Origin of the sequence: Xanthomonas sp. WHRI 8393, from assembly GCF_040203315.1 — a bacterium.
GTDB classification, from domain to species: Bacteria; Pseudomonadota; Gammaproteobacteria; order Xanthomonadales; family Xanthomonadaceae; genus Xanthomonas; species Xanthomonas arboricola.
Genome location: NZ_JBEGGL010000001.1, coordinates 782,480 through 809,128, shown reverse-complemented (window position 1 = coordinate 809,128; position 26,649 = coordinate 782,480). Strand labels below are relative to the sequence as shown.

Below are 26,649 nucleotides of genomic sequence, written 5' to 3'. Positions count from 1 at the left end.
GCGTTCCTGGCGATAATGGTGGCCCTTGCACCACCTGCCGGCCTCCCATGCGCACCCTCTTCTTGCTCGCCGTGCTTGCACTGGCACTGCTGCCCACCACCTCCATCGCCGTACAGCTGCAGGACGGCGACTTGCTGTTCGTCACCGCCGCCCGCACCGGCCTGAGCGGCGCCATCGACGATGCCACCGCCAGGCAGGATGCCCCCAGCTTCGATCATGTGGCACTGCTCGCCCATGACGCTACCGGACAGGTGCTGCTGCACGCAGACGAACAAGGCTCGCGGCAGCAGCCGCTGCAGGCATTCGTCGAAGAAGCCAATGCCAAGCATCGGCAGATCCATGTGTACCGGCTGACGGAAGAACAGCGCAATGCGATCCCCGGCGCCATCGCGCAGGCACGGCGCATGCTCGGCAAGCCTTACAACCAGACCTACGTGCAGGACGACAACAGCTACTACTGCTCGGACTTCATCGAACGCGCGTTCCGCGCACGACACGTCTTCGCCCTGCAACCGATGAACTTCAAGAACCTGCAGACCGGCAAGATCTCGCAGTACTGGACTGACTTTTACCGCAGCAAGGGCATGGACGTGCCACAAGGCCTGCCCGGCACCAACCCGAACGATATGGCAGCCGCTCCCGTGCTGGCGTATGTCGGCCGTTTGAATTGATGCGCGGGAATGCCGGCGACAACAGGCGCCTGCTTCGCCAATAAGCTAGTGCAGACGCTGCGCGCGGCACAGTATCCGTCGGTGCAGCTGGAGCTGGAGGTGGTCAACGACGAAGATCACCTGAGTGTCGCGCCGCGCGGCATCACCCATGGGCTGAAGTTCCTGTTGGCACCAAGGCACCCTGAGTGCAATGCCGCGCGCCTGATTGCGCGGCGCAAGCCGATACATCCCCGGCAGCGCATCGCAAGCACATCCAGTGCTGTGAGGGCACCGCCAATGCACGGCATGCACAAGCTCTTGCCAAGGCCCATACATGCGCCGTCCTAGTGTGTGCACATCCATACAGCGTGCCGCACGCAGCGCATTCCGCCTGCGATTGTTGAGCACATGCAGAGGTGTACATGGCTTTGATTCATTCCATCCTGATGGGCGCCGTCGCCGGCATGCGCTCGATGACGCCGCTGGCGGCGGTCACCAATGCTGCGCGTACCGGCAAGCTTCCTGCCGACAACGGCGCACCGCCGCTGCTGGCCAATCCGCTGGCGTCGGCCGGCATGCTCGCGATTGCCGGCGGCGAGCTGGCAGGCGACAAGATGAAAACCGCGCCCGACCGCATCGTGCTGCCCGGCATGATCGCGCGCATCGCCACCGGCGTGATCGTCGGCACGGCCCTGGCTCCGCGCCATCAGCGCGGCGTCGCCGCACTGATGGGCGCGTCCACCGCAGTGGCGGCCGCCTATCTCACCTTCAACCTGCGCATGCGTGCGATCGACCGCTACGGCCAGACCAGCACCGGCGTGGTCGAAGACGCGATCACGGTGGGCGCGGCGACGTTGATCATGCGCGATGCGGCCAAGCACTAACGCAATTTAGCCTGTCACCTGCTGCAACCGCAGGCCGCACCACGACGATGGTCATTCCATCGTCTCCATGGCGCAGCAATAACCCGGTGTCCGTTCGCGCTGCGGCAGTCGCAGCAGCGCAAGTCTCGCAGCCTACGCAGGCCGATAGATCGCGCAGAGCTTGTTGCCGTCCGGGTCGCGCACGTAGGCCAGCCAGACCGGCCCCATGCGGCTCTCACGCACGCCCGGCGGATCTTCGATGGACGTACCACCTGCCGCCACCGCAGCGTCGTGGAAGGCCTGCACCTGCTCGGGCGAGCCGCAGCTGAAGCCCACGGTGGCGCCGTTGCCGCTGGTCGCGGGCGCATCATTGATCGGCTCGCTGACAACGAACGTGCTGCCGGCATGGCGATAGAACAGGCGCACATGACCAGACCCGGCTGGGTTAACCAGTGGCTCCGCCGCACCGAGGACGCCGCCGAGCACCGCATCGTAAAACTGCCTGGATCGCGCAATATCGTTCGATCCCACCATCACATGATTCAGCACGCATCACTCCTGTTCGTATCGAAGGCGCACAGCTTAGGGCAGCACGTGGATATCCGGCAGCACTCGGCGAACAGCTGCATCAGCCGCCACGCCCGTGCGGCGCCTGCAGATCCAGCACCGGCCCCAGCGGCACGATGCCGGTGGGGTTGATCATGTCGTGACTCTGGTAGTAATGGTGCTTGATGTGCTGGAAATTCACCGTGTCTGCGATACCCGGCATCTGATACAGCTCACGCAGGTAGCCGGACAACTGCGGATAGTCGGCAATGCGCCGCAGGTTGCACTTGAAATGGCCGACATACACCGCGTCGAAACGCACCAGCGTGGTGAACAGGCGCCAGTCCGCTTCGGTGAGGCGGTCGCCGCACAGGTAGCGCTGCTGGCCCAGGCGCGCATCCAGCCAATCCAGGCTCTCGAATAGCGGCACCACCGCCTCTTCGTACGCAGCCTGCGTGGTGGCAAAGCCTGCCTTGTACACGCCATTGTTGACGGTGTCGTACACGCGCGCATTGATCGCATCGATCTGCTCGCGCAGCGGCGCCGGATAGAAATCGCCGGGCGCAGCACCCACCGCGTCGAAGGCGCTATTGAACATGCGGATGATGTCGGCCGACTCGTTGCTGACCACCGTGTTGCGCTCGCGATCCCATAGCACCGGCACGGTCACGCGCCCGGAATACTGCGGATCCGCCTTCAGATAGACCTCGTACAGATGCTGCGCCTGGTGGAGCGCATCGCCCACCACGCCCGGCCCTGGCGCAAACGTCCAGCCCTGCTTGCCCATCAGCCAGTGCACCACCGACACGTCGATCATCGACTCCAGACCTTTCAGCCGCCGGAAGATCAGCGTGCGATGCGCCCACGGGCAGGCCAGCGACACATACAGGTGATAGCGCCCGGGAGCGGCCTGAAAGCCACCGTCCCCATGCGGGCCGGGGCTGCCATCGCGCGTCACCCAATTGCGGAACTGCGATTGCGAGCGTTCGAAACGCCCACCGCTCTTGTCGGTGTCGTACCAACTGTCCTGCCACTTGCCATCGACCAACAGGCCCATGCTGCCTTCTCCGCTACCACAATAGGCCGCAACCCTAGCCCAGCCGGTTTGGAGAGTGCGTGAGCGGCCGTGGTGGCGTGAGCGGACGCGAGCAGCCAGCAGCGCCTGCAGACCGAAGACCCACCGCTGCAAGGCAACAGGAGCGCCGCGTTGCCGTCGGTCGGCAGCGCAGGCTACCTGGCAATCACCGACGTGCCGGAAGGCACCATGTAGCAGGCCTGCGCCTTCTTGCAGGCATCGGCATTGAGTTCGGCGATCTGGCTGGCCCACTGCCGCACCCTGGGCACCGGAGTCATCACCGCTTCCACTGCCTTGGCACGCCATTGGCACCAACACCTCGGGATCGGCGAAAATAGCCGCAGTCCGGACGCTCCGGCCTGCGGCGGCAGCGGTCCAGGCCAGCGTGGCCGCTGGCCGCCATCCATCGCGTCCACCGCGCCGCCCGCTGCATGCGCTCCGCCTTCTGTCGCTCTTTTCCGGATCCATCTTGAACACCAACGCCCCACCCCCGCCCGCCGACGACCTGCCCCTGACCGACCGCCTGCGCGCGGCGCTGGACCTGCTGGAGGCCATCGAGGCCGACCGCAGCGTGCTCGACACGCTGCCCGAGGCCGACCGCGTGCGGCTGCACCAGGTGGTGGCCAGGGTCTATCACCCCGAGCCCAAGGCGCGGCGGCAGCTGCTCAAGCAGCGCGAGCGCGAGCGGCATCAGGAGAAGGTGCGCAAGGCCGAAGCGCTGCTCGAGCAGCGCGGCATCCGCGCACTGCGGCGCAAACCGGTGTTCAGCACGCCGAACTTCTTCCCGCCGCATGCCGCCGGCCTGCACGACGCGCACAACGGCCAGAATGCCGCTGCCGCACCGGAGCCCACGCATTCGCCGGAGTTGCGCCACTGCTACGTCTGCAAGCAGAAGTTCACCCAGCTGCATCATTTCTACGACCAGATGTGCCCGGCCTGCGCCGAGCTGAACTACTTCAAGCGCACCGAAACCGCCGACCTGCGTGGACGCGTGGCGCTGCTGACCGGCGGACGGGTCAAGATCGGCTATCAGGCCGGCTTGAAGCTGCTGCGCGCCGGTGCCGAACTGATCGTCACCACGCGGTTTCCGCGCGATTCGGCCGCGCGCTATGCCCAGGAACCGGACTTCAACGAATGGGGCCATCGCCTGCAGGTGTTCGGCCTGGATCTGCGCCACACCCCCAGCGTGGAAGCGTTCTGCAGCCAGCTGCTGGCCACCCGCGACCGGCTGGACTTCATCATCAACAACGCCTGCCAGACGGTGCGCCGCCCGCCGCAGTTCTACGCGCACATGATGGCCGGCGAGACCGCCGCGCTGCATGAGTTGCCGGAAACCGTACGCAACTTGGTCGGCCATTACGAGGGCCTGCGCACGCCCGAACTGCTGCGCGATGCCTCGGCAATGGCGCTGCCGGCGGTGCACGGCCGCGGCCTGGACGGCGCCGACGGCCTCACCCGTGCTGCCGAGCTGTCGCAGGTGGCGTTGCTGGACGATGAGCTGGTCGGTCAGCAGCATCTGTTCCCGGACGGACGGCTGGATCAGGACCTGCAGCAGGTGGATCTGCGCGGGCGCAACTCCTGGCGCCTGCTGATGGACGAAGTGCCCTCGGTGGAACTGCTGGAAACCCAGCTGGTCAACGCCATCGCACCCTTCATCATCAACGCGCGGCTGAAGCCGCTGATGCTGCGCACGCCCGAGCGCGACAAGCACATCGTCAACGTCTCGGCGATGGAAGGGCAGTTCTACCGCAACTTCAAGACCACCCGGCATCCGCATACCAACATGGCCAAGGCTGCGTTGAACATGATGACGCGTACCTCGGCGGCCGATTACCAGAACGACGGCATCCACATGAACAGCGTCGACACCGGCTGGGTCACCGACGAGGATCCGGCGGACATCGCCGCGCTCAAGGTCCAGCAGGAACGCTTCCACCCGCCGCTGGACATCGTCGACGGCGCCGCGCGCATCGTCGACCCCATCATCCACGGCGCCAACACCGGCGAGCATGTGTGGGGGCAGTTCCTCAAGGACTATGCGCCGACGGATTGGTAAGGGCTCTCAATCGGCAGGTGCCTGCACCGGCGCCTGCTGCAAATGTTGCCGCCACGTGCATAACGGCCGAGCTCCCTTGTCGCGCCATTGACTGCACCGCCGCTAGCGTCACGGTCAATCAACCGAGACGCCCACATGACAGAGCACGGCAAGCCCAACCCGATCATCGACACCCTCTCCAACGTCATCGGCGCCATCCGTGCCGACGACGACATGCACGACTTGGCCCAGGCCCACGATGCGCTCGAACCCAAGGCCATCGAGAAGCTGACGCCGGCCGAAGCCCGGCAGCAGCCGACCATTGCCGATGCGGTCAAGAAGCTCCTGCACGACCAGGGCAAGTCCGCCGACCCGGAGGCGCTGGTGCCCGGCGTCAAGCGCACCTCCCACACACTGGAAACGCCGGCCGGCAATCTCCCAGCCTTCGTCTATACCCCACAGGGCGGCACCGCACTGCCGGTCATTGTCTATTTCCACGGCGGTGGCTGGGTGATCGCCAATGCCGAGGTCTATGACGGCGGCGCGCGCGGGCTCGCCAAGGAAACCGGCGCCATCGTGGTTTCGGTCGACTATCGCCAGGCGCCCGAACACAAATTCCCTGCCGCCTGGGACGACGCGCTCGCCGCCTATGAGTGGGTGCTGGCAAACGCGGCAAGCATCGGCGGCAACCCGCAGCGCGTCGCACTCGCGGGCGAGAGCGCCGGCGGCAACCTCGCCATCGCCACGGCCGTGGCCGCACGCGACAAGGGGCTACCGGCACCGACGCATATCCTGGCGGTCTACCCGGTCGGGCAGACCGGCAGCCTGCACACCGAGTCCTACATCGAAAACGCCATCGCCAAGCCCCTGAACAAGGCCATGATCGAATGGTTCGTGGGGCACCTGATCCGCAGCGATGCCGACAAGGCGGATACGCGTCTGGACCTGGTCAACGCCAACCTGCGCGGCCTGGCACCGGTGACGATCATCAACGCCACCATCGACCCGCTGCGCAGCGATGGCGCCAAGCTGGAAGATGCGCTGAAGGACGCCGACGTACCGGTCGAGCGCGAGGTCTACACCGGCGTGACACATGAGTTCTTCGGCTGCGCCGCCGTCGTTGCCAAGGCCAAGGCCGCACAGGAGTACGCAGGCAAGCGGCTGCGCGAGTCGTTCCGCTAAGCGACGCACAGCGTCTGGCACGACGGGCGTGCCACGCGATAGCAGGAACAGATAATGTCCACACGAGGGCCGCCCTGGCATGCCAGGCGGCCCTCTTTTTTGATCCTAGTTTGTGCGTTATCAAAACTATTACTGTCGGGACAGGGTGTTGGCTCCGAGCCTGCCTCGTAGGCAGCACGATGTGACAGGCCTGTGACTGAAAAGGACTACCGCGGCAACTCCTGCCACAGCCATTGCATGTACGATCCGGCCAGGGGAGGAGTCGCGGTCAGACAAGGAGTTCACCATGCATGGGATCCACTCCAAAACTACCATCGCCTATACGCAGGTCAGGCACGCACTGCAATCCGGCCGGTATCGACCCGGTCAGCGCATCGATCCGACAACGTTGGCTGCCGAGTTCAAGGTCAGCCCCACGCCGGTACGCCTTGCGTTGCATCGCCTGGTCGGCGAAGGCCTGGTCATCGATCACGCACGCTATGGCTTGCAGGTGCCGCTGCTCACCGAAGTCGCACTGCGGGATCTTTACGACTGGATGGACCGCCTGCTGCGGATGGCCTGCGATATCGGCGTTGCATCGACACCGCACGCCGCTGGCGAGTTGGAGCCCACCACCGCACCTGCGGACGTGGTCAAGCAGACCTGGAAGCTCTTCGACGCCATCGCCCATGCCACGGCGCATTGGTCGCTGCATCATGCCGTCAGGCAGACCAACGACCGGTTGGCACCGGTGCGACGTGCCAAACATGGCCTGCTCGACTCTCTTGAGGAAGAACTGGCAGAGCTCACGCTGCACTGGCAGCAGCGCAACCTTGCCGCGTTGCAGACAGCGTTGCATGCCTATCACGTACGCCGCATCCAGGCCGTGCCGCGCATCGTGGCGGTCATGAATGAGCGCATCAATCAGGCTTCCAGCTTCGGCGACTGAGTGTCGTCAGCGCAGCACATTGCGGGATCTGCATGCTGTGCTTGCGAGCTGCCTGTGACGTGCGCCTGATGTGGCGTGAAAGGTGCGATGCGACACCACCGGCCAGATTTGCGCGGCCATCTTCGATGACGGTCACACAGTGCATTTAATTATGACGGTGTTACGACTTAATCATTTGATAATCAATACACCCGTTTCCTAACGTATCTGCGTCATGGATTCCCATGACACAACCAGGAGACAGCGATGAACATCAATGACACCACCTACAGCGATGCATCCAGCGAGATCACGGTGCTTGGCGTTGCCAGCACCGACACCAAAGGCGGCCCGCTCGCTGGCGAAGAAATCGGCGGCTTCAACGTGCCTGGCATTTCCGAAGAGTGAACCCGAGGCGTGCCTGAGTGCACGCCTCTCCCACCAGGAGTAGAGACCATGGATACCAGCAACAACGACGCGCACACCACGACGTTTGGTCAGGATCTCATCGTGCTTGGGATCGCAAGCCTGGACACACAGGGCGGGCCACTGGCAGGCGAAGAAATGGGTGGCAGCACCACGCTGGGCATCAGCCAGGACTAGGCGCTGCCAACGCGCGGCGGTCGCCACTCGGCTGTACATGCCGGTGAGCAACTTCCCAGGCCACGGGGCGCACTGCAACGGTGCGCCCCTTCTCTCAAGGACAGCGCCATGCACCGCTACACATTGCGCAACGACCTAACGTTCTGCCGCATCGGCGAGCGCCTGGTGTTCCTGGATGTCGGTAACGACCGCTACTTCCGCCTGCCCCATGCACTGGAGCACTCCCTGCTCGCCTACCTGGCGCATGACCCGGTGTCGGACCTGGAGATCAACGACCTTGTCGAACGGGGCTTGCTGGTGGAGCGTTCGCAAGCGACCGCCGGCCCGCAGCTTCCCGTCATGCCTGTTTTGCGTAGCGCGATGGAAATGCCTGTACCGGCGCGACGACCACAGCTGCTTGAAAAGCTCGAGGTGCTGGCACTTGTGCTGTCCACACGCCTGGCATTGAAGCGCACCCCGCTTGGCAGGGTACTTGGCAGCCTCTCCGCTGGAGCACAGCGTCGGGGGATGCAGCAACGCTCGCTCGCCGGACTCGAGCAACGGCTCACCGATGCAGCGTCCGTCTTCCAGCGCGCACGCGTGTGGGTGCCGGTCGAGATGCGCTGCCTGCTCGATTCAGTCGCATTGGCAAAATTCCTGCGTAGGCGCCAGCTTGACGCCCAGCTTGTCTTCGGGGTCGCACTCGATCCGTTTTCGGCCCATTGCTGGGTACAGACGGGCGATCTGGTCTTGAACGACACGGTCGGCAACGTCCACGCGCATACCCCCATCCGGGTGGTGTGATGTACCGCTACATCGCCTTGTTCAACCATGCGCAGGCACACCGCGATGGCGACTGCGCCGGTATCGATGCGTCGTTGCGCCAGATCGGGTTACAGCTACGGCAACGCGCTGGGCACATCGACCTGTATGCCTCAGACGACACGCCCGTGCTCGGCTTGCCTGGTGGTGGCGCTCTGATCGGCCATGTCTTTTCGCAGCGCGACAACGTCCCCTTGCTGGACGGCGCATCGCTGCATGCATTGTCCACGCGGCATCTGATCGAGACGCAGTGGGGCGAGTACCTGCTGTTGCATGCACCGCGCGCGGACCCGAGCGCCATCACCGTGATGCGCGAGCCTTCCGGCGGCGTGGCATGCGTTTACGCGCTACAGCATGGCTTCATCACTTCAGATATTTCGATCGCCACGCATGCCGGTGTGTACACGCGTGAGATCGACTGGGACTCCATCGCCCATCATCTGCACTACCCGCACCTCAAGACCGAGCGCACCGGGCTTGTCGGCATACGCGAATTGCTGCCGGGCAGCCAGCTGTGTCTGCAGTCTAACCGCAGCCGTGTCGAGCAAGTCTGGAACCCCTGGGATTTCGTCGCAGCCTCTCGGCGCCGGCACGATCCCCTCGACGCACAGGCACAGCTGCGTCAGACGGTGGCCTCCAGCGTCACGTGTTGGGCGCGGACCGATGCGTCCGTGCTGCTGGAACTCTCTGGCGGCCTGGACTCCTCCATCCTCGCCGCATGCCTGAAAGACACCACCGCGCGCGTGGCGTGCTGCAATCTGGTCACGCCGGTGCCTGGCGCCGACGAGCGGCACTATGCCCGGCAGATGAGCGATCTGTTGGGCACCGAGCTGATCGTGCGCACGCTGGGGTTCGACGCTGCACCAGTCGATTTCGCACCGCCGGCACATGCGGTCGCGCCCAGCACCTGGTTTCTGCAGCATGCCTCCAATGCGCTGAAAGAAGCGATCGGCACGCAGCTGGCCATCACCAGTTTCTTTTCCGGCGGCGGTGGCGACACCGTGTTCTGCAACACCAGAACCGCCGCGCCCGCCGCAGACGCCTTCCGTGCAGGCGGCCTGCGCGCCGGCTTCAGCGCAGTCCATGCACTTGCCGAACTGCACCAATGCACGCTGTGGAAAGCAGGCAGGTTGACGATCAAGAAACTCCTCGCCAAGGCCGGACCGCCACGCAAGCCGGAGCGATCGTTCCTGCCAGGCACGCAGGCTGAGATTCCATTGCAATCGCATCCCTGGTTCAATGCCCCACCCGACAGCCTGCCCGGCGACCGCGAACGTATCGTCGATCTGGCCGGCACCCAGGTGTTCCGTGATGGACTGGCGCGCAGTGCATCTTGGCACCTGCGCATGCCGCTGCTCTCGCAACCGGTGGTGGAGGCCTGCCTGACAGTGCCGAGCTGGATGTGGATCGCTGGCGGCCGCAATCGCGCCGTCGCACGCGATGCGTTTGCGGATGTGCTGCCTGCGCAGATTCTGCATCGCCGCAGCAAAGGCACCTTCATGAACTACTCCGGCGCGGTCTATCGTCGGGGCAGGCAGCAGATCCGCGATTATCTGCTGCAGGGTCGGCTTGCAGGCCAGGGGCTGCTGGACGCCGATGCCCTGCGCCACCATTTCGACCACACAGTGGCCGACGGCGACCACAGCGTCATGCGCATCTTCGACCTGTGCGCGGTCGAGAACTGGGTCCGTCATCAGCGCTGAGGTTGCCTGCACTGCGTAGGTGCGTGGCGCAGCTGCCAACGTGCCACGCGTCAGCTGCGCCACACACGCTAGTCGCCACGCGACGGCAGTGCCGCCTTGATTGCGCGCCAGCGCGCATACTGCGCGGCCTTTTCCGGCGGAGCGTCCTGGTAGTCCTGCAACCAGAAGCGGAACCAATCAACGTTGCGCGCATATACGGCCAACTTGTGCTGCGGCTGGAACTTCTGGTGCGGCTCGTTCGCAAACACGTACAACTCGGCGCGTTGCGCACGCAGCAGGGGAATCAGGTAATCCAGCGCGTACAGATACTCCTGCTCGGAATGCTGGAACAGGATCGGCGCGCGGATCCGCTCCAGCTTGAACGCCGGCGACAACACTTTCCATCGCTCGGGTGTCTGCTCCGGTGCACCCAGGCCCCACATGTCGCGCAGCCCCTTGAGGAAGGGCTCGCCCTTCATGCTGCCGAACAGGTAGTACGACGGCGACACCACCGGGTTGGCTACCGAAGCGGCGGCCAGCGGGTTCGACTCAGTGGCCGTCCACAGGGTCACCGCACCGCCGAAGCTCAGCCCGCCCATGCCCACCCGCGTGCGATCGATGCCGGCCTGTGACGACAACAACGCCACCGCGCTTTCCACCGCCGCCAGCCCTTCGCCGTGCCGTTCCACCGCATCCATGGTGTAGCCGGGCAGCTGATTGATGCACAGCGCTGCGATGCCTACCTGCGCCAACGCGGCGAGCGGCCACTCATCGCCCACGCCACCGCGCACGAAGCCCGGGCAGCTGTAGTAGGTGACGAACAACGGCGGCTTGCCCGCGCCGGTACCGTGTGCCGCGAAGAACTGCCCGCTGTAGCGCCGCCCACGTGCGTCGCTCCACTGCAACAGCCGTGCAGGCGTCGCATGCGCCATGTCAGCTGCAAGCTCCGCGTTTGGATCGAACAGCACCTGCCGCGTGCCATCGTCCAGGCCGATACGTTCCAGACGCGGCGGGCGATCGGCTTCGGCTGTCACGCACACCAGCGCAACGGCCGAGGCACCGCAGCGTGCCGCCGGGTCACGCCCGCCATTGATCAAACCGCGCCCCTGCACCACCAACCGCACCCGCCCGGTGGCCGGATTCCAGCGCTGGATGGATTGCGCCAGGCCCAATGCAGGATCGGTGATGGTGAAGAGCACCTCCGCATTCCCCGGGCGCCACTGCACTGCACTGATTGCCTTGTCCACGCAGGCCGCCGCGGTGCAGCGCACGGCCTTGCGGGCGTGTGCACCGGGCAGGACTGACAGCGCCACCTGCGGACGGAATAGCTGGCCCTTGCCATCACCCACACGCGACAACACCGCCACCGCACCACCGGGCGCAGGCACGGACTGCCACACGTCACCGTCGACACCGTGCGTACTGACGGGCGATTCCTCCGCGGGCACCGGCGCATCCGCGAGTGGCCGCGTGGTTACCGTGGCCAGGTCCAGCGCCAGCCAGTGCTCCGGCACATCCGCCGACAAGCCGGTGCGATCGAACCACACCGTGCCGAAGCGCTGCGTCGCCAGGCGTCCTTGCACATTGCCCGAGCGGAACAGGCCCTGCCCGAGCGGCACCGTCTCGTCGATCCGGATGCCTTGCGCATACTCGTCCTGTTCGGCCGCCATGACCTGCGCGCGCGTGGCGCCGACGCGGTAACGCAGCACCCGCCCATCCGCGTCCAGCGAAAACTCCTGCACGTCGGCCGCATCGTGGGTCACCGCTTGCGCGCCGGAACCGTCCGCCGCCGCGCGCCACACCGCAATCACGTCATCGATCAACGCGCGGTAGTACAGCCAGCGACCATCCGGCGACCACAGCACCTTTGCAGGCAAGGACCCGCCTGCCGAATCGCGCAAGGGCACGCCGCCATCGGCGATGCGTCTGGGCGCAGCGTCCTGCAGGCCCTGCACGTACCAGACGCTGTCGTAGGTATTGCGCTGCACCGCTGCCTGCTCGGTGCGAAAGGCCACGCTGCGGCCATCCGGCGACAGCGTGGGGCTGCCGATATCCACCACCTCCAGCAATCGCTGGGACGATACCGTTTGCGCGTGTCCCACGCATGCACCTGCCGCCATCAGCACGCCTGCAAGCAGCAGGCGCCATGGTTTGTGATTCCTCACACACACACTCCTCTCAGCAACGCTCAAGGACCATCGCCAATACATCGGCTGCAGCAGGCAGCCCACGCATCACCAGTGCTTGGACACCGACACGCTCACGAAGCGACCAATCGCCGAATAGTTGGTGGAGTCGTACGGCGCCACGTACAGCGGCGAGGTCACCCGATACAACGGCGGATCGCGATCAAAGGCGTTGTCCACCGACGCACCGAACTCCAGCCCCGCCCACGCATCGCCGCGTGCGCCGGTGGCGTAGCGCAACGCCATATCGAATGTGGTGAACGATGCCGACTCCACCCCGTCGGCGCGGTTGCGCACCCCGCCGCGGTAGTTGCCGAACAGCGAGGCGGTAAGCCCGCCCTGCTTCCACACCGCGCCCACGCGGCTGCTCAGCTTGGGCGGGTTGAACAGCGTGCCGGACAGATCGAACGTCGGTTGCGCGGGGAGTGTCCGCTGCGTGCTGTCCAGCCAGCTCGCCGAGCCGCGCAAGGTCAGCGTGCCGCGCGCCAACGCCACCTGGTAGCTACCGCTCAGGTCCAGACCCTCGATGTCCTGCTGCGCCACGTTGGCGTACTGCGTGTAGATGATTGCCGCCACCCGGCTCGGGTCGTAGGCGACGCCGGCAAAGTTGGAGAATCGGCTGGCGAGCGCGATCACATCGGCCTGCGCCTGCGGCGTCGGCGTGCGGTCCACGAAGGGCGCGTAGATCGGATTGCGCAACGCCTGGCTGGCATTGGCGATCGGCTGCAACACGCGGTTGCTGTAGTCCACCCCGAACCAGGTCAGCTCCGCCTCCAGGCCATCCAACGCCTCGGGGTGCCAGGCCAGCGAGACCGAGCGGGTGATGGCGCGCTCCGGCTGCAGATCCTGGTTGCCGCCATCGGCCACCAGCACCGTCGTCCCGGCGGGAAAGCCTACCCCGCCGAACGCGCCCGGCTGGAACAGCCACGCCTCCTGCGCGTAGTTGCGCTCGAACAGCGTGGGCGCCTTGAACGACTTGCCCCACGAGGCCTTGAGCGTCACATCGCTGCCAGGCGCATACAGCACACCGAACTTGGGCGTCGTCACCCCGCCGAAGCTGCTGTAGTCCTCCCCGCGCACCGCCGCTGTCAGCGTCAGTCGCTGCACACCGGGCACGCCCTGTGCCGGGCCCACCACCGGCAGGTTCAGCTCCGCATAGGCAAAGCGCGCACTTTCGCTGCCGTCGATCGTCGCCGCGCCACTGACGTGGTTGACGTTACGGAACGTGTTGCTGCGATACCCCACCCCGGTGGCCAGGCGCGCATCGCCTGCCGGCAGCGCGAACAGCGGCCCTTCGGCGCCCAGCTCGTAACTGCGGCTGTCGTTGCAATAGCACAGGTCGGTCACGCTCACCGCACCGCTAGCCAGCGCCGTCTCCTGGCGGTATTGATCGTGCTTGCTGTTGCCGTCGGTGGCGCCCAATGTCAGCGTCCAGTCGTTGGGCAACCACACCACAAGGCTCGGTGACAGCAGCAGGCTGGTGGTGGTCGGAGTGACCCGGCTGTTGCGGCCACTGACAGCGTAAAAGTGCAGTTGGTCGCGTTCAGTGCGTAACGCATCCAGGCGCAATTCGGCGTTGTCGCCCAGCGCCTGGTAGGCACTCAGCAGCCCGCTGCGCAGGTCGCTGCCCGGATACAGCGTGGACGGGTCGGTGAGTTGAGTGGTGTAACTACGCTGACGGCTGTAGATGGGGTCTGCGGACACGTCCTGATAGGTCGCGATCACTCCACCACTGCGCCAGGTGGTGCCGGCCGTAACGCTGTATTGCCGCGAGGTGAGCCCGCCTTGCGTGGCCCGCCCGAAGCGCGTGCCAACGCTCACCCCGTCGTAGTCGCGCTTGAGGATCACATTACCGACGCCACCCACCGCGTCCGACCCATAGATTGCCGACGCACCGTCGGCCACGATCTCCAGCCGCTCCACTGCCTCCACCGGGATCGCGCTGAGGTCCACCGCCTGGGTGAATCCACCATAGGCCAGCCGGCGCCCATTGAGCAGGGTGAGCGTGGCATCGGCGCCCAGCCCGCGCAGGTTGAGGCTCGCGCCGCCGGTCATGTTCTGGTTCGCATTGCCGGCCCCGGCCAGATTGCCGCTCAGCACGCCCGGGTTCTGCCCACCGGAGAAGTTCTGCGGCACGCTGCGGATCACCTCGCCCAGATCGCTGAAATCCTCTTCCTGGATACGCGCCGCGCTGATCGAAATCACCGGCGACGGAACTGCACCGCCCTTGATGCGCGTGCCGGTGACTTCGATGGACTCCAACTCGGTCGCGGCGGTTTGCGCCGGCGCGGTCGCCGCAATCGCAGCCTCCGGCGAGCCGGGCCTGGGCGGCTCGCCTGCGTTCGGTGCCACGGCTCCCGGCGTTTTCTGCGCCGCTGCCGGAGCTTGCGTCGCCCCCTGCGCTGTCGCTGCCCGTGCCCCCACCGCACCTGCCGCCCCGCTCGCCACGGCTAGCAGGGCGATGGAAATGGCGTTGCGTAACGTGCGTGTCTTCATGCTGCGTCCTTTGGCTTGCCTGGGTTGGCCCGCCGACGGCGCACTCCGGGTCGACCCGGCGCGCATCGCCAGCTGAGCAAGATCGGTCCTGCACCCGACTGCTGAAAACGCGGGCACCGCAGCGCGGCGGGCAGCGACCAGTATCACTAACTGTTTGATTTTCGAGCAATCATTGCGCACGCAAAATGGCTCGGCACCCATCCGGGCCCGACACGTCATCGCTGTGTATGCAATTGCCCTTTCCCCACTACCTGCTACGCGTCCACTACGCCTGCATCGCCATCACCAGAGCATGCCGGCCGTGGCTACGTGCACAGGCGCATCACCGAGCTGCGCATCCGCTTCCACCGCTGGGGTCTGCACGCGTTGCACAGCCGTGCGTTCCTGCGCCGCAAGGTTGTGCAGCGACAGCAGCGAGACAACCGCCACTGCCAGTCTGCTGCGTGCATGATCAAAACCGAGACCGCTCCCCGATACTGCCCGTCGTGCTTGCATGTGCATCCTTCGCGTCCTGGGCGCGGCGCCATCGCCATTGCGTCCCCCGACAACAAGTGATGTTGCGCAAGCGCAATGCCCTACCAGCGACGTGTGCAATATGCAGGCAGCGCTGCAACAGAGCGCACATTCAACGGTTTCCGCAACACGCAGTGCGGTTTGCTGAGTGCCGAGTGTTGAGTGCGCGCTACTGCACCAGCAGGTGATGCACCGCATAGCCTATCGCGGCAACCAGCATCGCTGCCAGCAACAGCCAGGGCCAGCGACGCCGCCGGCCGGAGGCCGGCGTCAGCAGTTCCAGATCGCGTGCAGTGGCAGCCTGCAACTCGGGGTCATTCAGCACTGCCGACGCGTGTTCGTCCACGTCGAGCAACTGCTGGTAGGCCGCACGGTGGCGCGGATCGGCAGCCAGCCACGCCTCGCGCGCAGCGCGCTCGGCAGCAGTCTCGCTGCCGCGTCGAACGAGATAGGCGGCCGCCTGCGCGTGGATGCGCCCGGACTCTGCACGCATGGCTGGTGACTCCCGACGGGCCGTCTGCTGCGCCCTCGCGCACGATGCTACCAGCATCTTCCGGCGGCGCCAGCCAGCCGCCTTGCAGCCCGGTTACTGCGGCAACTCCCCCACCGCCGCGCGGCACGCCAGCAGCGCACGGCTGATGTGCTTCTCCACCATCTTGGTGGAGATCCCCATCTTCGCGGCGATCTGCGGATAGGTGAGCCCGTCGAACCGGCTGAGCTTGAACGCAAGCCGGCACTTCGGCGGCAGCTCGAGCAAGGTGCGCTTGAGCAGCACATCGAGTGTCTGGCGCGCATCGGCAATCTCGTCCACGCCGGCCTCGTCGGCGCTGATCGGTGCAACTTGGTCCAGCGACACGTGCTGCGCCGCCAGCCGCCGCTGACGCGAGCGCCGCTGCTCGATCACCAGGTTGTGCGCGATGCGGTACATCAGCAGCCGGCGGTCGCCGATGTTGGGCGCATCGCGGTACACCATCATCCGCGAGAAGGTCTCCTGTGCCAGGTCTGCAGCGGTCTCGGCATCGCGCGTACGGCGGCGCAGGTACACCAACAGTTCGGCATGCAGTGCGGCCAGTGCCTGGTCGAACTCGGCGCGGAGGCGGTCCCTCTCGGCGAGCGACGGCTGCCCGCGCGCCATGGGCGGCCCGTCACGCGAGCTCATCGTGGTCGCCGCGCCTTCGGCCAAGTGCCGCTGCCCACCAACTTCCCCACGCATCCTGCGACACGACGCACCAGCGCAACGCGCGCGCGAGGGTCATGCAAGTGGATCTGAACATGAGCAGTGCAGCCGAAAGATGGAGAGTGGGTGGTGGGCGCCGCACCCCGAACCGCAGCCCCACCTCTTCCTCTATGACGGCAAGCGATGCTAACCCCCTACGTCTTGCGCGTTAGTCAGCCTCCGTCCACATCAACACACACGTGCTGCACACCTCAACCCTGTCACTTGCACCGGCGATACTGCATGACCGATTCGCCGTCGGAAATCACCAGATGCTTGCCCTTTCCAGATACAGGTCATCCGTTCTTCCAGCTGGTGCGAGATCCGACGTGGCGGACACGATCCAGACGTGAGGTTTGTAAGCAACAAGGCCGATTGCTACCGACATCGTTCGGCACTCGTACGACGCATCGTCCGCCAAGTCTGGTTTCATCAACACCAAAGCCGTCACTCCATCCTTTGGCAAACGGGCCAGAAGCGCGGAATCGGTGTTCATTGCCCTTCATGAACTGAACTACCTGCCCGGTGCCACCCCCGCTACCCCGTGTTGTAGGGGCGCCGATCGGTGCTCGCGATAAGACTCATCGCGCTCCCCCTCCTCGCTAGCAAGTGCGCTGCACCAGAGACGCATCTTCAGCCGTCGGTTGAAATGGTCACCTTTTCCCAATCGGCGATGGACGCTGCGAACGCAGCCAGCTTGGCTCGCACCAGCGTCAACGCATCGCTCCCCAGAAGCAAATGCGCCGGCGGATTTTCCGCGGCAATCACCTTCAGCATCGCGCGTGCTGCCTTCACCGGGTCGCCTGGCTGCTTGCCACTCTTTTCCTCGCGGGCCTGGCGGATGGGATCAAAGATGGCGTCGTAATCCGCGATGGATCGCGGCGCCCGCTGCATCGAACGCCCCGCCCAATCGGTGCGAAACGAACCCGGCGCCACCGCTGTCACCGCGATGCCTAGCGGACCAACTTCCTTGCCCAGCGTCTCGGAGATGCCTTCCAGCGCGAATTTGCTGCCGCAGTAGTATCCGATGCCGGGCATGGTGATGTGGCCGCCCATCGAGGTGATGTTGAGGATGTGGCCGCGGCGGCGCTGGCGCATGTACGGCAACACGGCCTTCATCATGGCGACGGCGCCGAATACGTTGACATCGAACTGGCGGCGCATCTCCTCGAGAGGCGACTCCTCCATGATGCCTTCGTGGCCGTAGCCAGCGTTGTTTACGAGGACGTCGACCGGGCCGACATTCTCCTCCACTTCGGCGATGACGCCGTCGATGGCGGCGAAGTCGGTGACGTCGAGGAGGCGGCCATGAACCTTCCCGGGAGCGAGGTCTTCAAAGACGCGTTTCGCCGCCGCGTTGCGAACGGTACCGATGACCACGTGGCCCTGGGCGACGGCTTGCCGGGCCAGGGCACGGCCCAAACCGCTACTGACACCGGTGATGAGGAGGGTCTTTGGGTTGCCCATGGGTGCTCCGTTGGTTGGTCTTGGAATGCATAATCCGCCACCATTGCCAGGTCGATAAGTCACAATTGGCTTTTATTCTTGCCTATTCCTATGGATGCTCCGAAGGCTCGCACGCTCAAACTTCTGCGCGAACTGGCACCCGACGAGGGCTATAACCTCACGGCGGTGCCGAGCGTCCGCATCCTCCGCTCCGACCGGGCGCTTGCCCGCACGCCCGTGCTTTACGACCCCGGCATCGTCATCGTGTGCCAGGGCCGCAAGCGTGGCTACTTCGGCGACCAGCTCTACCTTTACGACGCGGACCAGTACCTCGCCGTCTCGGTGCCCGTGCCTTTCACGATGGAAACGGACGCCACGCCGGCCCACCCCCTGCTGGCCCTCTACCTCCATCTCGACTTCCCGCTCGCCGCGGAAGTGGCGGAACAGATCGACCGCAAAGGCCAGGCCGACACTCTGCAGCCACCGCAGAGCATGATGTCCACGCCCGTGGACGACGCCATGCGCGATTCGGTCCTGCGCTTCCTCGAGGCCATGCAGAAGCCACTGGATGCCGCCGTCCTCGGCCCGGGACTGCTACGCGAGCTCTATTTCCGCGTATTGACGGGCGCGCAGGGCAGCGCCATGCGTAGTGCACTGGCCATGCGCGGCCAGTTCGGTCGCATCAGCCAGGCGCTACGTTTGATTCACGCCTCATATCCGCAGCCCCTGGACGTGGCGCGACTGGCGAGCGAAGCAGGCATGAGCGCGCCCAGCTTCCAGAGCCACTTCAAGGCGATCACGCAGGTCTCGCCCATGCAGTACGTGAAGTCGACGCGGCTGCACCAGGCGCGGTTGTTGATGGTGCGGCAATCGCTGACGGCGGAAGCGGCGAGCCATGCGGTGGGGTACACCAGCCCATCGCAGTTCAGTCGTGAGTTCCGGCGGTTGTTTGGTGCCACGCCGGCGGCCGAGGCGCGGAGGATGCGGGAGACGTTTGCAATTCCCGAGGCATTTGCGGATGCGGTGTACGTCTCTTCGCACTAGCTAAGGGAACCGAGGCAATTAAACCGCATGGCTCTTTCCGCTTGGAGGAGCGCGGAGACCACATGTTGCCGGCCTGCGCACGCGCGGTATTGCAGCAGCGCTACGACCGCAAGGACTATCAAGCAGCGTTCTCTACACCGTCTCCCATCCTGACGCAGTGCGGGCAGACGCCGGGATGGGACAAAGAGGGAAATATGCGCAACGACGTGGCAATCGTCCAAGACAAGACTGCCCAGTACGCGCCATGCCTGGAAACGCTGCGCTAACGGGGTCAGGTTCATTTCCTAGCCAAATTTCAGGCTACGGCCTCAGCTTTCGGGAGGGTTTCCTCGCTATCAGCACCAACGCCGGGCTGCGAGTCTTGTGCCATGGTCAGACTTCCATGCATCGACCTTCCCGGCATCCCGCAGCACATCGTGCAGCGCGGGAACAACCGCTTGCGCTGCTTTCTGGATGATGGCGATCGATTGCGCTATTTGCACCTGATGCATGAGGCCCTGCACGCGACAGGCTGTCAGCTGCATGCTTACGTCTTGATGGACAACCATGTGCCCTTGCTAGTCACGCCATCTGATGCGGGACGGATCGGGCAACTGATGCAACAGCTTGCGCGAAACTACGTCGCAGCATTCGTCTTCATCTACAGCAGCAGCGAGCCCTGGGCCACGACGCCTTCCGCGCAATGGTCGAAGCCAAGACCCACCGCTTTGCCGGCGTCAGGCCCGCTCATCTCCGACGCAGACCGAACACCGCCGACTGATAAGTTAACCTGACCCCGTTATTGGCTTGAGATGAAACGTGCGCAGCAGCGCACGAACAGGCAGCGGATCCGCGCCGGGCGGCACGGCTCCCGCCCGCGACCTTTCCCGCTCACGCGGTCGCCCGGACCACTGGCATGATGATGCCCGCACGTTGACCACTGACGCACAGGAGGCACGGATGTCACAACACGCTATCGAGGAGTTCATCGAACGCTGCGTCCAGCTGGTCGATCGCGGCAGCTTGAGTCGCACGCACAAGGCAGCGCTCATGCGTAGCCTGCTTGGGCTGCAGGCGCGTTACGACACCGGCCTGACCTGGTTCCGCGTGCACACCGAGCTACTGCGCAATGGCGTGCTGGTGCGTACGGCGGTCGAGGAGATCGACGATGCGACCCTGCGCGCGCAGGCCCTGGCCGCCGAAGCGCCCGGTTGGCTGGAGGACGCACAGGGCGAGGTCTATCTGCAATGGCAAGACCAGGCACGCGTGGTCTACCGCCAACCAGACACCGGCCACACGCTACCGCTGGCAGAAGTGTTCGGGGACGTTCTCAACCTCGCCCACCAGGCCGATGACAGCGCGTTGTTCACCGACTGCTACGGCCTGTTGGTCAACGGCTGGCTGGACGAGACCTTCGACGCTGCCGACGGTATCGCGCCCACCCTGGACGGCCTGCTCGCTTCCGACACCTTGCGCGCCATCCGTGCGCTGGCCGCACTCCGCGCGCTCAAGCCTCGCCGTGGCGCGCCCGAGGACCTGGCCGTGCCGCGGCTGGCCGACAGCGGCACCTCCGGTGAGATCGAGCGCGAGATGGGTCTGCGGTTTTTCCTGCAGCCCAAGCGCACGCCTGCGGCGTTACGCACCGCGCGTGACAAGGCCCGACGTCAGCAGGTGCGCCTGCGCGAGCTGCTCCCGCAACTGGTGGAGCAACACCTGGGCACATCGCTGCGCGCTGCTGGCTGGTCTGCTGTCACGGTTGACGCGAGCCATCGTTGGCAATGGATCCGCGACCACGACGGCAGCCGTCAGTGTCTGTGGGCCAGCTATGACCCGACCCTGGGCGAGCTGATGGTCCAGGCGGGGCTGCAGCATGCCCGCCTGCTGGCCTGGCAGCAGCGCGCGGCGACCACGCAGCTGCATGACCTGCATTGCGTGGCTGATGCGGCCACCTTCCTGGGCAAGCAGGTCCTGGACAGCGCGGACGTGGGCGACTACGGCGGCTGGGCACTGAATCCAGCCCACAGCGACGCCGTGCTGAGCGCTGCCCTGGCCCGTCTGGCGACGGCACTGCCCGCACTGGATGTGCACTTTTTCAGGCGCCTGACCGATCAGCTGGCCGGCCCCTGGTTCCAACGCTCCGCCGACACCTGGCTGCAGCTGCTGGAACACGGCGACGACAACGGCGTGGTGCCGCCCGAGGTGATATTCGCCAGTCCGGACAGCATGCTGCTGGTATTCGTGTTCTTCCACCTGGAGTGCGGCGAACAGACACGTGCCAACGCACATGTCGAACAGTTGCGCCAGCGGCTGGCCGCACGCGCCCGTCCAACTGTCTGGCATCGCCAATGGCTGGCGCCATTTCTGCAGCAGTGGGAGCACGGGGCAGGCACTGCTCCCATGCCACCGCTGCTGCACCCGCTGCTGCTCGATCACCTGCGCGCAAACGATGGCGCCTGATTGCCGCACCACGCCGCCGATACGCCGCTGGCGCGACTCAGGCGTGTGTACGGAGGCCTTGCAGGTCGACATCTTGCTGCCGCAAGCCGCGGCGCCGCGCAGGCAACGCGGCGCCGCATTCCAAGGCCTTGTCCGCCTGCAATGCCGGCAGCGCACAGGCATCGCGCACAGCCCCTCAATAGCGTAGCGCCTCCGCTGTGGGTGCCACCGGCGCAAACCGCGCCTTGCTGAAGTCATGCAGCAGCCGAGCCGCCTGCTCGCCCTGCTCGGAATAGCGCCGGAAATCGCTTTTGCACAACCGATACAGGCAGCCGCCCCGCGCGAACACCAGGTCGCCGCCATCCCAGTCGGCCCAGTCGGTGCCGGGCAGGTCCACCAGCACGGTGCCGTCGCGATCCAGCACGCGATGATCCAGCGCATACCAGGCATCGTTCTGGCGCCCCACGGCACGCAACAGCGATTGCAGCCGACGCCCGCCACTGCCGTCCTTCTCCCACACGCGTGGGCGCGTGAAGCCGTAGAGCACGCCGCTTCGCAAACCGCCGCGTTCGCCCTCACCGCCGTCGAGCGTTCGCCAGCCAGCGCGCTGCCGCAGCATGCTGTCGATCGGCTCGTCTTCGCCACCGCCGGACCATTGCCCGAACGGCCGCACCGTCATCCCGTGCTTCAGACCGAAGCCGGTCGGCAGCGGAAACGGCTCGCGGCCTGCCTGCGGGCGATGATTCAACAGCAAGGTCTGCTCGTCCTCAAACGCACCACCGCCACCCCACGCATCCCCCTTGGGCCAGAGCGCCAGCGCGGTGAAGAACGGTGGGCGCGACAGCGCTGTCCAGGTTCCGAAATCGCCCTTGTGCTTGGCCGCGAAATACACCAACAGCCGCCCCGACGGCGACAGATCGCAACGCCGCTCGTAGATGCGGCCCTTGAACCACTGCCCGTGCTCGAACGTGTCCGTGCGCAAGTCCCAGCGGATCAGCTGAACCTGCTTGCTGGGCCCACGCCGGAAGATCACCCCGGTGCGTGCATCCCGCGCCAGCAGGACATACAGCCGTGTGGCCGGGGCGAACCTGTCTTCCATCTGCGATGTCGATTGCATCTGCATCCTCCGTGGATTGACGCTGCTCCCGCACCGATGCAGTCCAGCCACATCTGGCTGCAGGCAGCACGTATCGCAGCCGCCGCACGGTGTCGTGCCGATTATCGAGCCCGGGCAACAGAGCGCAAGGTCTGCGCTGCAGGCATTCCGGCGTCGCGCCCTGGTGTGTCGCGCACACGTTGCCTGCTGCCGGGCACCGATCGCCTCGCGCGTTATCCTTCGCCCCGCAAGCAGCTGTCTCTTCCGCCTTCTGCGAGGAACCGCACCTGAGCAAGGTCACCCGTCGTCAATTTCTCGAAGCCGGCATCGTCGTCCTGGGCACAGCGGGCATGCTCGGCGCCTGCGCCACGCAGGACAGCGCCCTGCACACGCGCTGGAGCCAGTGGCAGGCGAAATGGCGCTGGATGGAAGCCATCGCCCGCAAGCGCCGTTGGCAGGTGACGCCGCTACGGATCGCCCCGCCTGCGACAGAACGCCAGCTGCTATCGCTCGAACGCCGTCACCGCCTGCCGATCCCCGCCCAACTGCGTCGCGTCCTGCGCGAGCTGTCGGCGGAGGTGAGCTTCGGCTGGTACGTGCCCTCGCATCTGCGCGCGATGGAACAGCAAGACCTGCCGTCGATGAGCTGCAATCGCGACACGGTGTGGAGCCTGACGCACATCGATACGATGGCCCTGCCCGTCTTCCTGGACTGGAAGCAGGAGCTGGCCACGCGCGATCTGTCCGAGGCACCCAACAGTCCTGCACTGTGGGAACACCAGTTCGCTTTCTACAACCTCATCAACGGCGACTGGCTGACCATCGACACCACGCATGCGGATCCGGCCAGGCAACCGGTACGCTATTTCTCGCACGAACTGGAGATGCTGCACGGCCTGGCGCTGGCGCCGGACTTCTTCAGCTTCATCACCCAGATGTCGGCGCTAGGCATGGCCGGCACCGAATGGGCCTCGTGGATGCGCTTCGGAAACGGCCAGAAAGACGACACCTTCTACCTGGATGCCGGCAACCAGGGCTCAAAGGCGTGGCTGGCCTGGCTGCAACGCGACCCGGCGCAACCCGACCCCGATACGCCGCCGCTGCCGATCGTGGAGCGCAGCGCTGCCGATCGCGCATTGCTGGACGCCGCACGCGCCAATTCACTCGTCGGCGTCGAGGCCGCATTGCTGGCAGGCGCCGTCCCCGACTGCACGCCGGACAGCGACTGGCTGATGGAACACACCGCATCCGACCAGGAGTTTTCCACCGCCATCCATTACGCCACCCGGCACGACAACACGGCCATGATCGAGCGCCTGCTCAAGGCCGGCGCAACGCTCAATACACGGCTGCTGCCGCTCAATACCGCAGTCAAACACGGTACGCTGGCCACCGTGCGCTGGCTCATCGCGCACGGCGCACGCGTCAACGGTTGGGCCAATCAGCGTTCCTGGCCGCTGCACGACCTGGTGGTCACCCGCGGGCCGATCGCCGCAATGACGCGTGCGCAATACCGCCAGCACCTGATCGACAGCATCAGCATCGGCAGCCTCGACTCACTGGATGACATGATCGCCCAAGCCAAGGACGCACAGACCCGCGCGCGCTATCGCGCCGCCAAGCGCGCCCTGCAGCAGGCCAGCGAGGAGGCGGTGAAAGACGTCGACAGCAAGCTGCGCAACCACCTCAGCCTGCAGGACTATCTGGACATGCTGGAAGCGCTGCTGGACGCCGGCGCCGACCCGGACGCACGCTGGGACAACGGCACCACCATGCTCGGCTGGGGCGGCGTGGCCACCGCACGTGTGCTGCTGGCACACGGCGCCGATCCCAACGCACGCGACATCCACGGCACCACGCCGCTGCACACCGCCAGCACCGGCGAAAAGGTGCGCGTGCTGGTCGCCGGCGGCGCCGACATCAACGCGCAGGCCATCGCACAGAACACCGACGACTCGCAGCACTACACACCGCTGCAGTCGGCGCTGCTCTCCCACACGCTCGATGGCGACAGCCCCATCACCGCGCTGCTGGAACTGGGCGCGGACGCCACCCGCACCGACGCCGATGGCCGTTCGTCGCTGGCCTATTGCTTCCAGCCGGACCTGGTGCGCCTGATCATGAGCAAGGGGCTGGACCCGCTGGCCCTGCAACCGGGCCAGCAAACCCTGCTGCATAACCTCACCGCCCGTCACTGGCTCCCGCGCCACACGTTCCCGAAGGAAGTGGCCTTTCTCGATTTTCTGCTGAGCCTGGGGATCGACATCAACGCGCGCGACGCCAGGGGCCGCACCCTGCTGCACTACGCCGCCGAACAGGAAAGCAACGATGAGAGCGCGCCCAACTACGCCCTCGTCCTGGCCCGGAGTGCCGACAAAACCATCAAGGACAACGATGGCAAGCGCGCCGTCGACCTGTTTGCCATCTCGCTGCAGACGGTGCGGGCGGCATTGCGGTAAGCGTCATGCGCTGACCATTACCGGAGCCAGACATCACGCATCAGCATGCGCGCGCCGGCCTTCCCTTGATGACTCAGCCGTCGAAGGCAGCACGTCGGCAGTACCTACCACCAACCTCCCACTGGGCCGCCTAGCGTCCAGGCGCAGGTGCTTGTTGTGTCGCCTGCGATTGCGCTTGGTCGTAGGCCTGGACGGCGTTGTGCTGATCGGCGGTGTAAACACTCTGCCGCATATCAGGTGCCGGCGTGGTCGCGTCTACCTGTGCACGAAATCCTGGCGTCTTGCCTGAAACGAAGATCTGGTCGTCACGCAGAACGGCGCCGGCGAGCTGGTCGACCCTTTCCACACCCGCCTGCTTTGCGGCAATCATGACCTCGGCCACCTTGGTGTCGGACACCGATGCAGGCAGCTGCCCACGCAGCGTATTGAAATACGCACGGTCCAGATGCGTGTCTGGGAACCTGTCATGCGCCTGGTCCTGCAGGCGCGATACATCCTTGTTGATCCGGTCAACATCGCCGCTGGTCACAAGATCACGCTGAGGATCTCCCTGGGGCCGCGCCAGGCGTGGATCGTCGGGAAATAGCTGCCTGAGCCGCGGATCGTTCAAACCGGTCGCCAGATCGCCCTGGCGCAGCGCAGCGTAGGCCTGTCGCGCCAGCTCATCCTGCCCGGAGGTCTGATCGCCAAGCCGGCGACCGGCTTCGTTGTTCCATAGATCCATGCGATGTTCGTAGGGATCATTTGGATGGGCTGGCCCAATCTCGGCATCATCCCCGAACCTGCGTGCGATCCATTGCTGACCTAACGCAAGCTGGGTGACACGGCCGCTGGTATACGCATGCCGAAAGGCATCGAGCTCGTCGTTGTGCCCCTGCGATTGGAAGGTGCCATCGGGACGCTTTGCCAAGGTGATGCCGCTCAGATGTTCGTAGTGCCGATAGGCTTCCTGCTCAATCTCACGCTTGGCACCCTTTGGATCGGTGATATCGACCATGGCCTAGCCTCCCTGCGCTGCCTTCTGAAACTCGATAGGCCCTTGATAGCCCGGATACTTCTTCTTGATCAGGATGCGATCGGATGGCGTGACACAGCTGTCCTCCAGTGAATTGGCAACATGTGCCTCATCCACGAAGAACTCTTCATAGGGCAACGGCAGCACGGATGTCTCTCCGTCGCGATCGAACTTCAGCAACAGGCTGTCATCGCGCTCGAAGCACAGCGTCTTCCAAGGGAAATCGGTCAGCTTGCCGGCTTCAACCACAGCCGAGTCCTTGCCGGCCAGCAGCGTCACAACATGCTCGGAGAACTGTTTTTTTGAGATTGGCGGCTCGGTCATGGCGCATCCTGCAAAGGTGGCAACGACCACTGCAGCCGATGCCGAAACGTAAGAACGGAAGATAGCGAATAACATACGGCGCGGTTCCTTCCTGC

At 65.3% G+C, this 26,649-nt stretch carries 26 protein-coding genes and 1 pseudogene; 15 read left to right on the top strand and 12 right to left on the bottom strand.

Going from position 1 to position 26,649, the window contains the following annotated elements; all coding sequences use genetic code 11:
* The first annotated feature begins 47 nt into the window (after positions 1-47).
* The 3 genes from ABQ137_RS03510 to ABQ137_RS03500 all read left to right on the top strand — a co-directional run bounded on the left by ABQ137_RS03510 (position 48) and on the right by ABQ137_RS03500 (position 1,534).
* Positions 48-671, top strand: coding sequence for a YiiX/YebB-like N1pC/P60 family cysteine hydrolase (locus ABQ137_RS03510; protein WP_046345605.1), 624 nt, complete (start codon positions 48-50; stop codon positions 669-671).
* A gap of 48 nt (positions 672-719) precedes the next feature.
* The gene (locus ABQ137_RS20660) at positions 720-998 is read left to right on the top strand and encodes a hypothetical protein (protein ID WP_503021183.1); all 279 of its coding nucleotides are present in this window, start codon (positions 720-722) and stop codon (positions 996-998) included.
* Positions 999-1,072: 74 nt separating this feature from the next.
* Entirely contained in the window at positions 1,073-1,534 is a 462-nt protein-coding gene (locus tag ABQ137_RS03500) for a DUF4126 domain-containing protein (RefSeq protein ID WP_349781184.1), read from the top strand.
* Positions 1,535-1,666: 132 nt separating this feature from the next.
* Here ABQ137_RS03500 and ABQ137_RS03495 read toward each other — a convergent pair whose 3' ends face one another.
* The 3 genes and pseudogenes from ABQ137_RS03495 to ABQ137_RS03485 form a co-directional block, all read right to left on the bottom strand.
* A complete protein-coding gene (locus ABQ137_RS03495) occupies positions 1,667-2,062 on the bottom strand; it encodes a VOC family protein (protein ID WP_349781182.1) in 396 nt (131 codons plus the stop codon).
* 79 nt (positions 2,063-2,141) lie between these two features.
* Positions 2,142-3,116, bottom strand: coding sequence for a glutathione S-transferase family protein (locus ABQ137_RS03490; protein WP_039513158.1), 975 nt, complete (start codon positions 3,114-3,116; stop codon positions 2,142-2,144).
* Between the two features lie 173 nt (positions 3,117-3,289).
* Positions 3,290-3,382, bottom strand: a pseudogene (locus tag ABQ137_RS03485) (SPFH domain-containing protein); the annotation flags it as partial.
* A 221-nt stretch (positions 3,383-3,603) separates the two neighbouring features.
* On the opposite strand from ABQ137_RS03485, the gene ABQ137_RS03480 reads away from it, so the two are divergent.
* From ABQ137_RS03480 to ABQ137_RS03450, 7 genes are all read left to right on the top strand, one after another.
* Positions 3,604-5,190, top strand: coding sequence for an SDR family NAD(P)-dependent oxidoreductase (locus ABQ137_RS03480; RefSeq protein WP_104646903.1), 1,587 nt, complete (start codon positions 3,604-3,606; stop codon positions 5,188-5,190).
* A gap of 135 nt (positions 5,191-5,325) precedes the next feature.
* Positions 5,326-6,351, top strand: a complete 1,026-nt coding sequence (locus tag ABQ137_RS03475) for an alpha/beta hydrolase (protein WP_039523261.1) — start codon at positions 5,326-5,328, stop codon at positions 6,349-6,351.
* Between the two features lie 286 nt (positions 6,352-6,637).
* Positions 6,638-7,279 (top strand): GntR family transcriptional regulator, encoded by a 642-nt coding sequence (locus tag ABQ137_RS03470; protein ID WP_181109343.1) that lies wholly within the window; start codon positions 6,638-6,640, stop codon positions 7,277-7,279.
* 246 nt (positions 7,280-7,525) lie between these two features.
* Entirely contained in the window at positions 7,526-7,666 is a 141-nt protein-coding gene (locus tag ABQ137_RS03465; protein WP_104538648.1) for a lasso peptide xanthomonin 1, read from the top strand.
* A 48-nt stretch (positions 7,667-7,714) separates the two neighbouring features.
* Positions 7,715-7,861: a benenodin family lasso peptide gene (locus tag ABQ137_RS03460; protein ID WP_016903880.1), complete on the top strand. Its 147-nt coding sequence runs from the start codon at positions 7,715-7,717 to the stop codon at positions 7,859-7,861.
* 108 nt (positions 7,862-7,969) lie between these two features.
* The gene (locus ABQ137_RS03455) at positions 7,970-8,644 is read left to right on the top strand and encodes a lasso peptide biosynthesis B2 protein (RefSeq protein ID WP_349781178.1); all 675 of its coding nucleotides are present in this window, start codon (positions 7,970-7,972) and stop codon (positions 8,642-8,644) included.
* Positions 8,644-10,365, top strand: a complete 1,722-nt coding sequence (locus tag ABQ137_RS03450) for a lasso peptide isopeptide bond-forming cyclase (protein WP_349781176.1) — start codon at positions 8,644-8,646, stop codon at positions 10,363-10,365. Before ABQ137_RS03455 ends, ABQ137_RS03450 begins: the two co-directional genes overlap by 1 nt.
* Before the next feature lie 68 nt (positions 10,366-10,433).
* Here ABQ137_RS03450 and ABQ137_RS03445 read toward each other — a convergent pair whose 3' ends face one another.
* The 6 genes from ABQ137_RS03445 to ABQ137_RS03420 form a co-directional block, all read right to left on the bottom strand.
* Entirely contained in the window at positions 10,434-12,509 is a 2,076-nt protein-coding gene (locus ABQ137_RS03445) for an Atxe2 family lasso peptide isopeptidase (protein ID WP_349781174.1), read from the bottom strand.
* A 69-nt stretch (positions 12,510-12,578) separates the two neighbouring features.
* Complete coding sequence (locus ABQ137_RS03440; RefSeq protein ID WP_184515905.1) at positions 12,579-15,026, bottom strand: TonB-dependent receptor plug domain-containing protein; 2,448 nt, start codon at positions 15,024-15,026, stop codon at positions 12,579-12,581.
* A gap of 682 nt (positions 15,027-15,708) precedes the next feature.
* Entirely contained in the window at positions 15,709-16,032 is a 324-nt protein-coding gene (locus ABQ137_RS03435; RefSeq protein WP_161961152.1) for a DUF4880 domain-containing protein, read from the bottom strand.
* A 93-nt stretch (positions 16,033-16,125) separates the two neighbouring features.
* Positions 16,126-16,698 carry an RNA polymerase sigma factor gene (locus tag ABQ137_RS03430; protein WP_226426886.1) on the bottom strand — a complete coding sequence of 191 codons (573 nt, stop codon included), beginning with the start codon at positions 16,696-16,698 and terminating at the stop codon, positions 16,126-16,128.
* 322 nt (positions 16,699-17,020) lie between these two features.
* Positions 17,021-17,251 carry a hypothetical protein gene (locus ABQ137_RS03425; RefSeq protein ID WP_184515902.1) on the bottom strand — a complete coding sequence of 77 codons (231 nt, stop codon included), beginning with the start codon at positions 17,249-17,251 and terminating at the stop codon, positions 17,021-17,023.
* Positions 17,252-17,388: 137 nt separating this feature from the next.
* Positions 17,389-18,222 carry an oxidoreductase gene (locus ABQ137_RS03420; protein ID WP_104569134.1) on the bottom strand — a complete coding sequence of 278 codons (834 nt, stop codon included), beginning with the start codon at positions 18,220-18,222 and terminating at the stop codon, positions 17,389-17,391.
* 90 nt (positions 18,223-18,312) lie between these two features.
* Here ABQ137_RS03420 and ABQ137_RS03415 point away from each other — a divergent pair, with 90 nt between their 5' ends.
* The 4 genes from ABQ137_RS03415 to ABQ137_RS03400 all read left to right on the top strand — a co-directional run bounded on the left by ABQ137_RS03415 (position 18,313) and on the right by ABQ137_RS03400 (position 21,681).
* Positions 18,313-19,245, top strand: coding sequence for an AraC family transcriptional regulator (locus ABQ137_RS03415; protein ID WP_065032165.1), 933 nt, complete (start codon positions 18,313-18,315; stop codon positions 19,243-19,245).
* Between the two features lie 62 nt (positions 19,246-19,307).
* Entirely contained in the window at positions 19,308-19,511 is a 204-nt protein-coding gene (locus ABQ137_RS03410; RefSeq protein WP_184515898.1) for a hypothetical protein, read from the top strand.
* 102 nt (positions 19,512-19,613) lie between these two features.
* Positions 19,614-20,018 (top strand): transposase, encoded by a 405-nt coding sequence (locus ABQ137_RS03405; RefSeq protein ID WP_260400409.1) that lies wholly within the window; start codon positions 19,614-19,616, stop codon positions 20,016-20,018.
* A 166-nt stretch (positions 20,019-20,184) separates the two neighbouring features.
* Positions 20,185-21,681, top strand: a complete 1,497-nt coding sequence (locus tag ABQ137_RS03400) for a hypothetical protein (RefSeq protein ID WP_349781169.1) — start codon at positions 20,185-20,187, stop codon at positions 21,679-21,681.
* A gap of 175 nt (positions 21,682-21,856) precedes the next feature.
* Here the strand turns inward: ABQ137_RS03400 and ABQ137_RS03395 are convergent, their stop codons facing one another.
* Entirely contained in the window at positions 21,857-22,777 is a 921-nt protein-coding gene (locus tag ABQ137_RS03395) for a hypothetical protein (protein ID WP_260400408.1), read from the bottom strand.
* A gap of 329 nt (positions 22,778-23,106) precedes the next feature.
* Here ABQ137_RS03395 and ABQ137_RS03390 point away from each other — a divergent pair, with 329 nt between their 5' ends.
* Entirely contained in the window at positions 23,107-25,215 is a 2,109-nt protein-coding gene (locus tag ABQ137_RS03390) for an ankyrin repeat domain-containing protein (protein ID WP_184515892.1), read from the top strand.
* Between the two features lie 130 nt (positions 25,216-25,345).
* Here ABQ137_RS03390 and ABQ137_RS03385 read toward each other — a convergent pair whose 3' ends face one another.
* Both ABQ137_RS03385 and ABQ137_RS03380 read right to left on the bottom strand, forming a co-directional pair.
* Complete coding sequence (locus ABQ137_RS03385) at positions 25,346-26,212, bottom strand: DUF6973 domain-containing protein (RefSeq protein ID WP_184515889.1); 867 nt, start codon at positions 26,210-26,212, stop codon at positions 25,346-25,348.
* A 3-nt stretch (positions 26,213-26,215) separates the two neighbouring features.
* Positions 26,216-26,629, bottom strand: a complete 414-nt coding sequence (locus ABQ137_RS03380) for a hypothetical protein (RefSeq protein ID WP_349781166.1) — start codon at positions 26,627-26,629, stop codon at positions 26,216-26,218.
* Positions 26,630-26,649 lie beyond the last annotated feature (20 nt).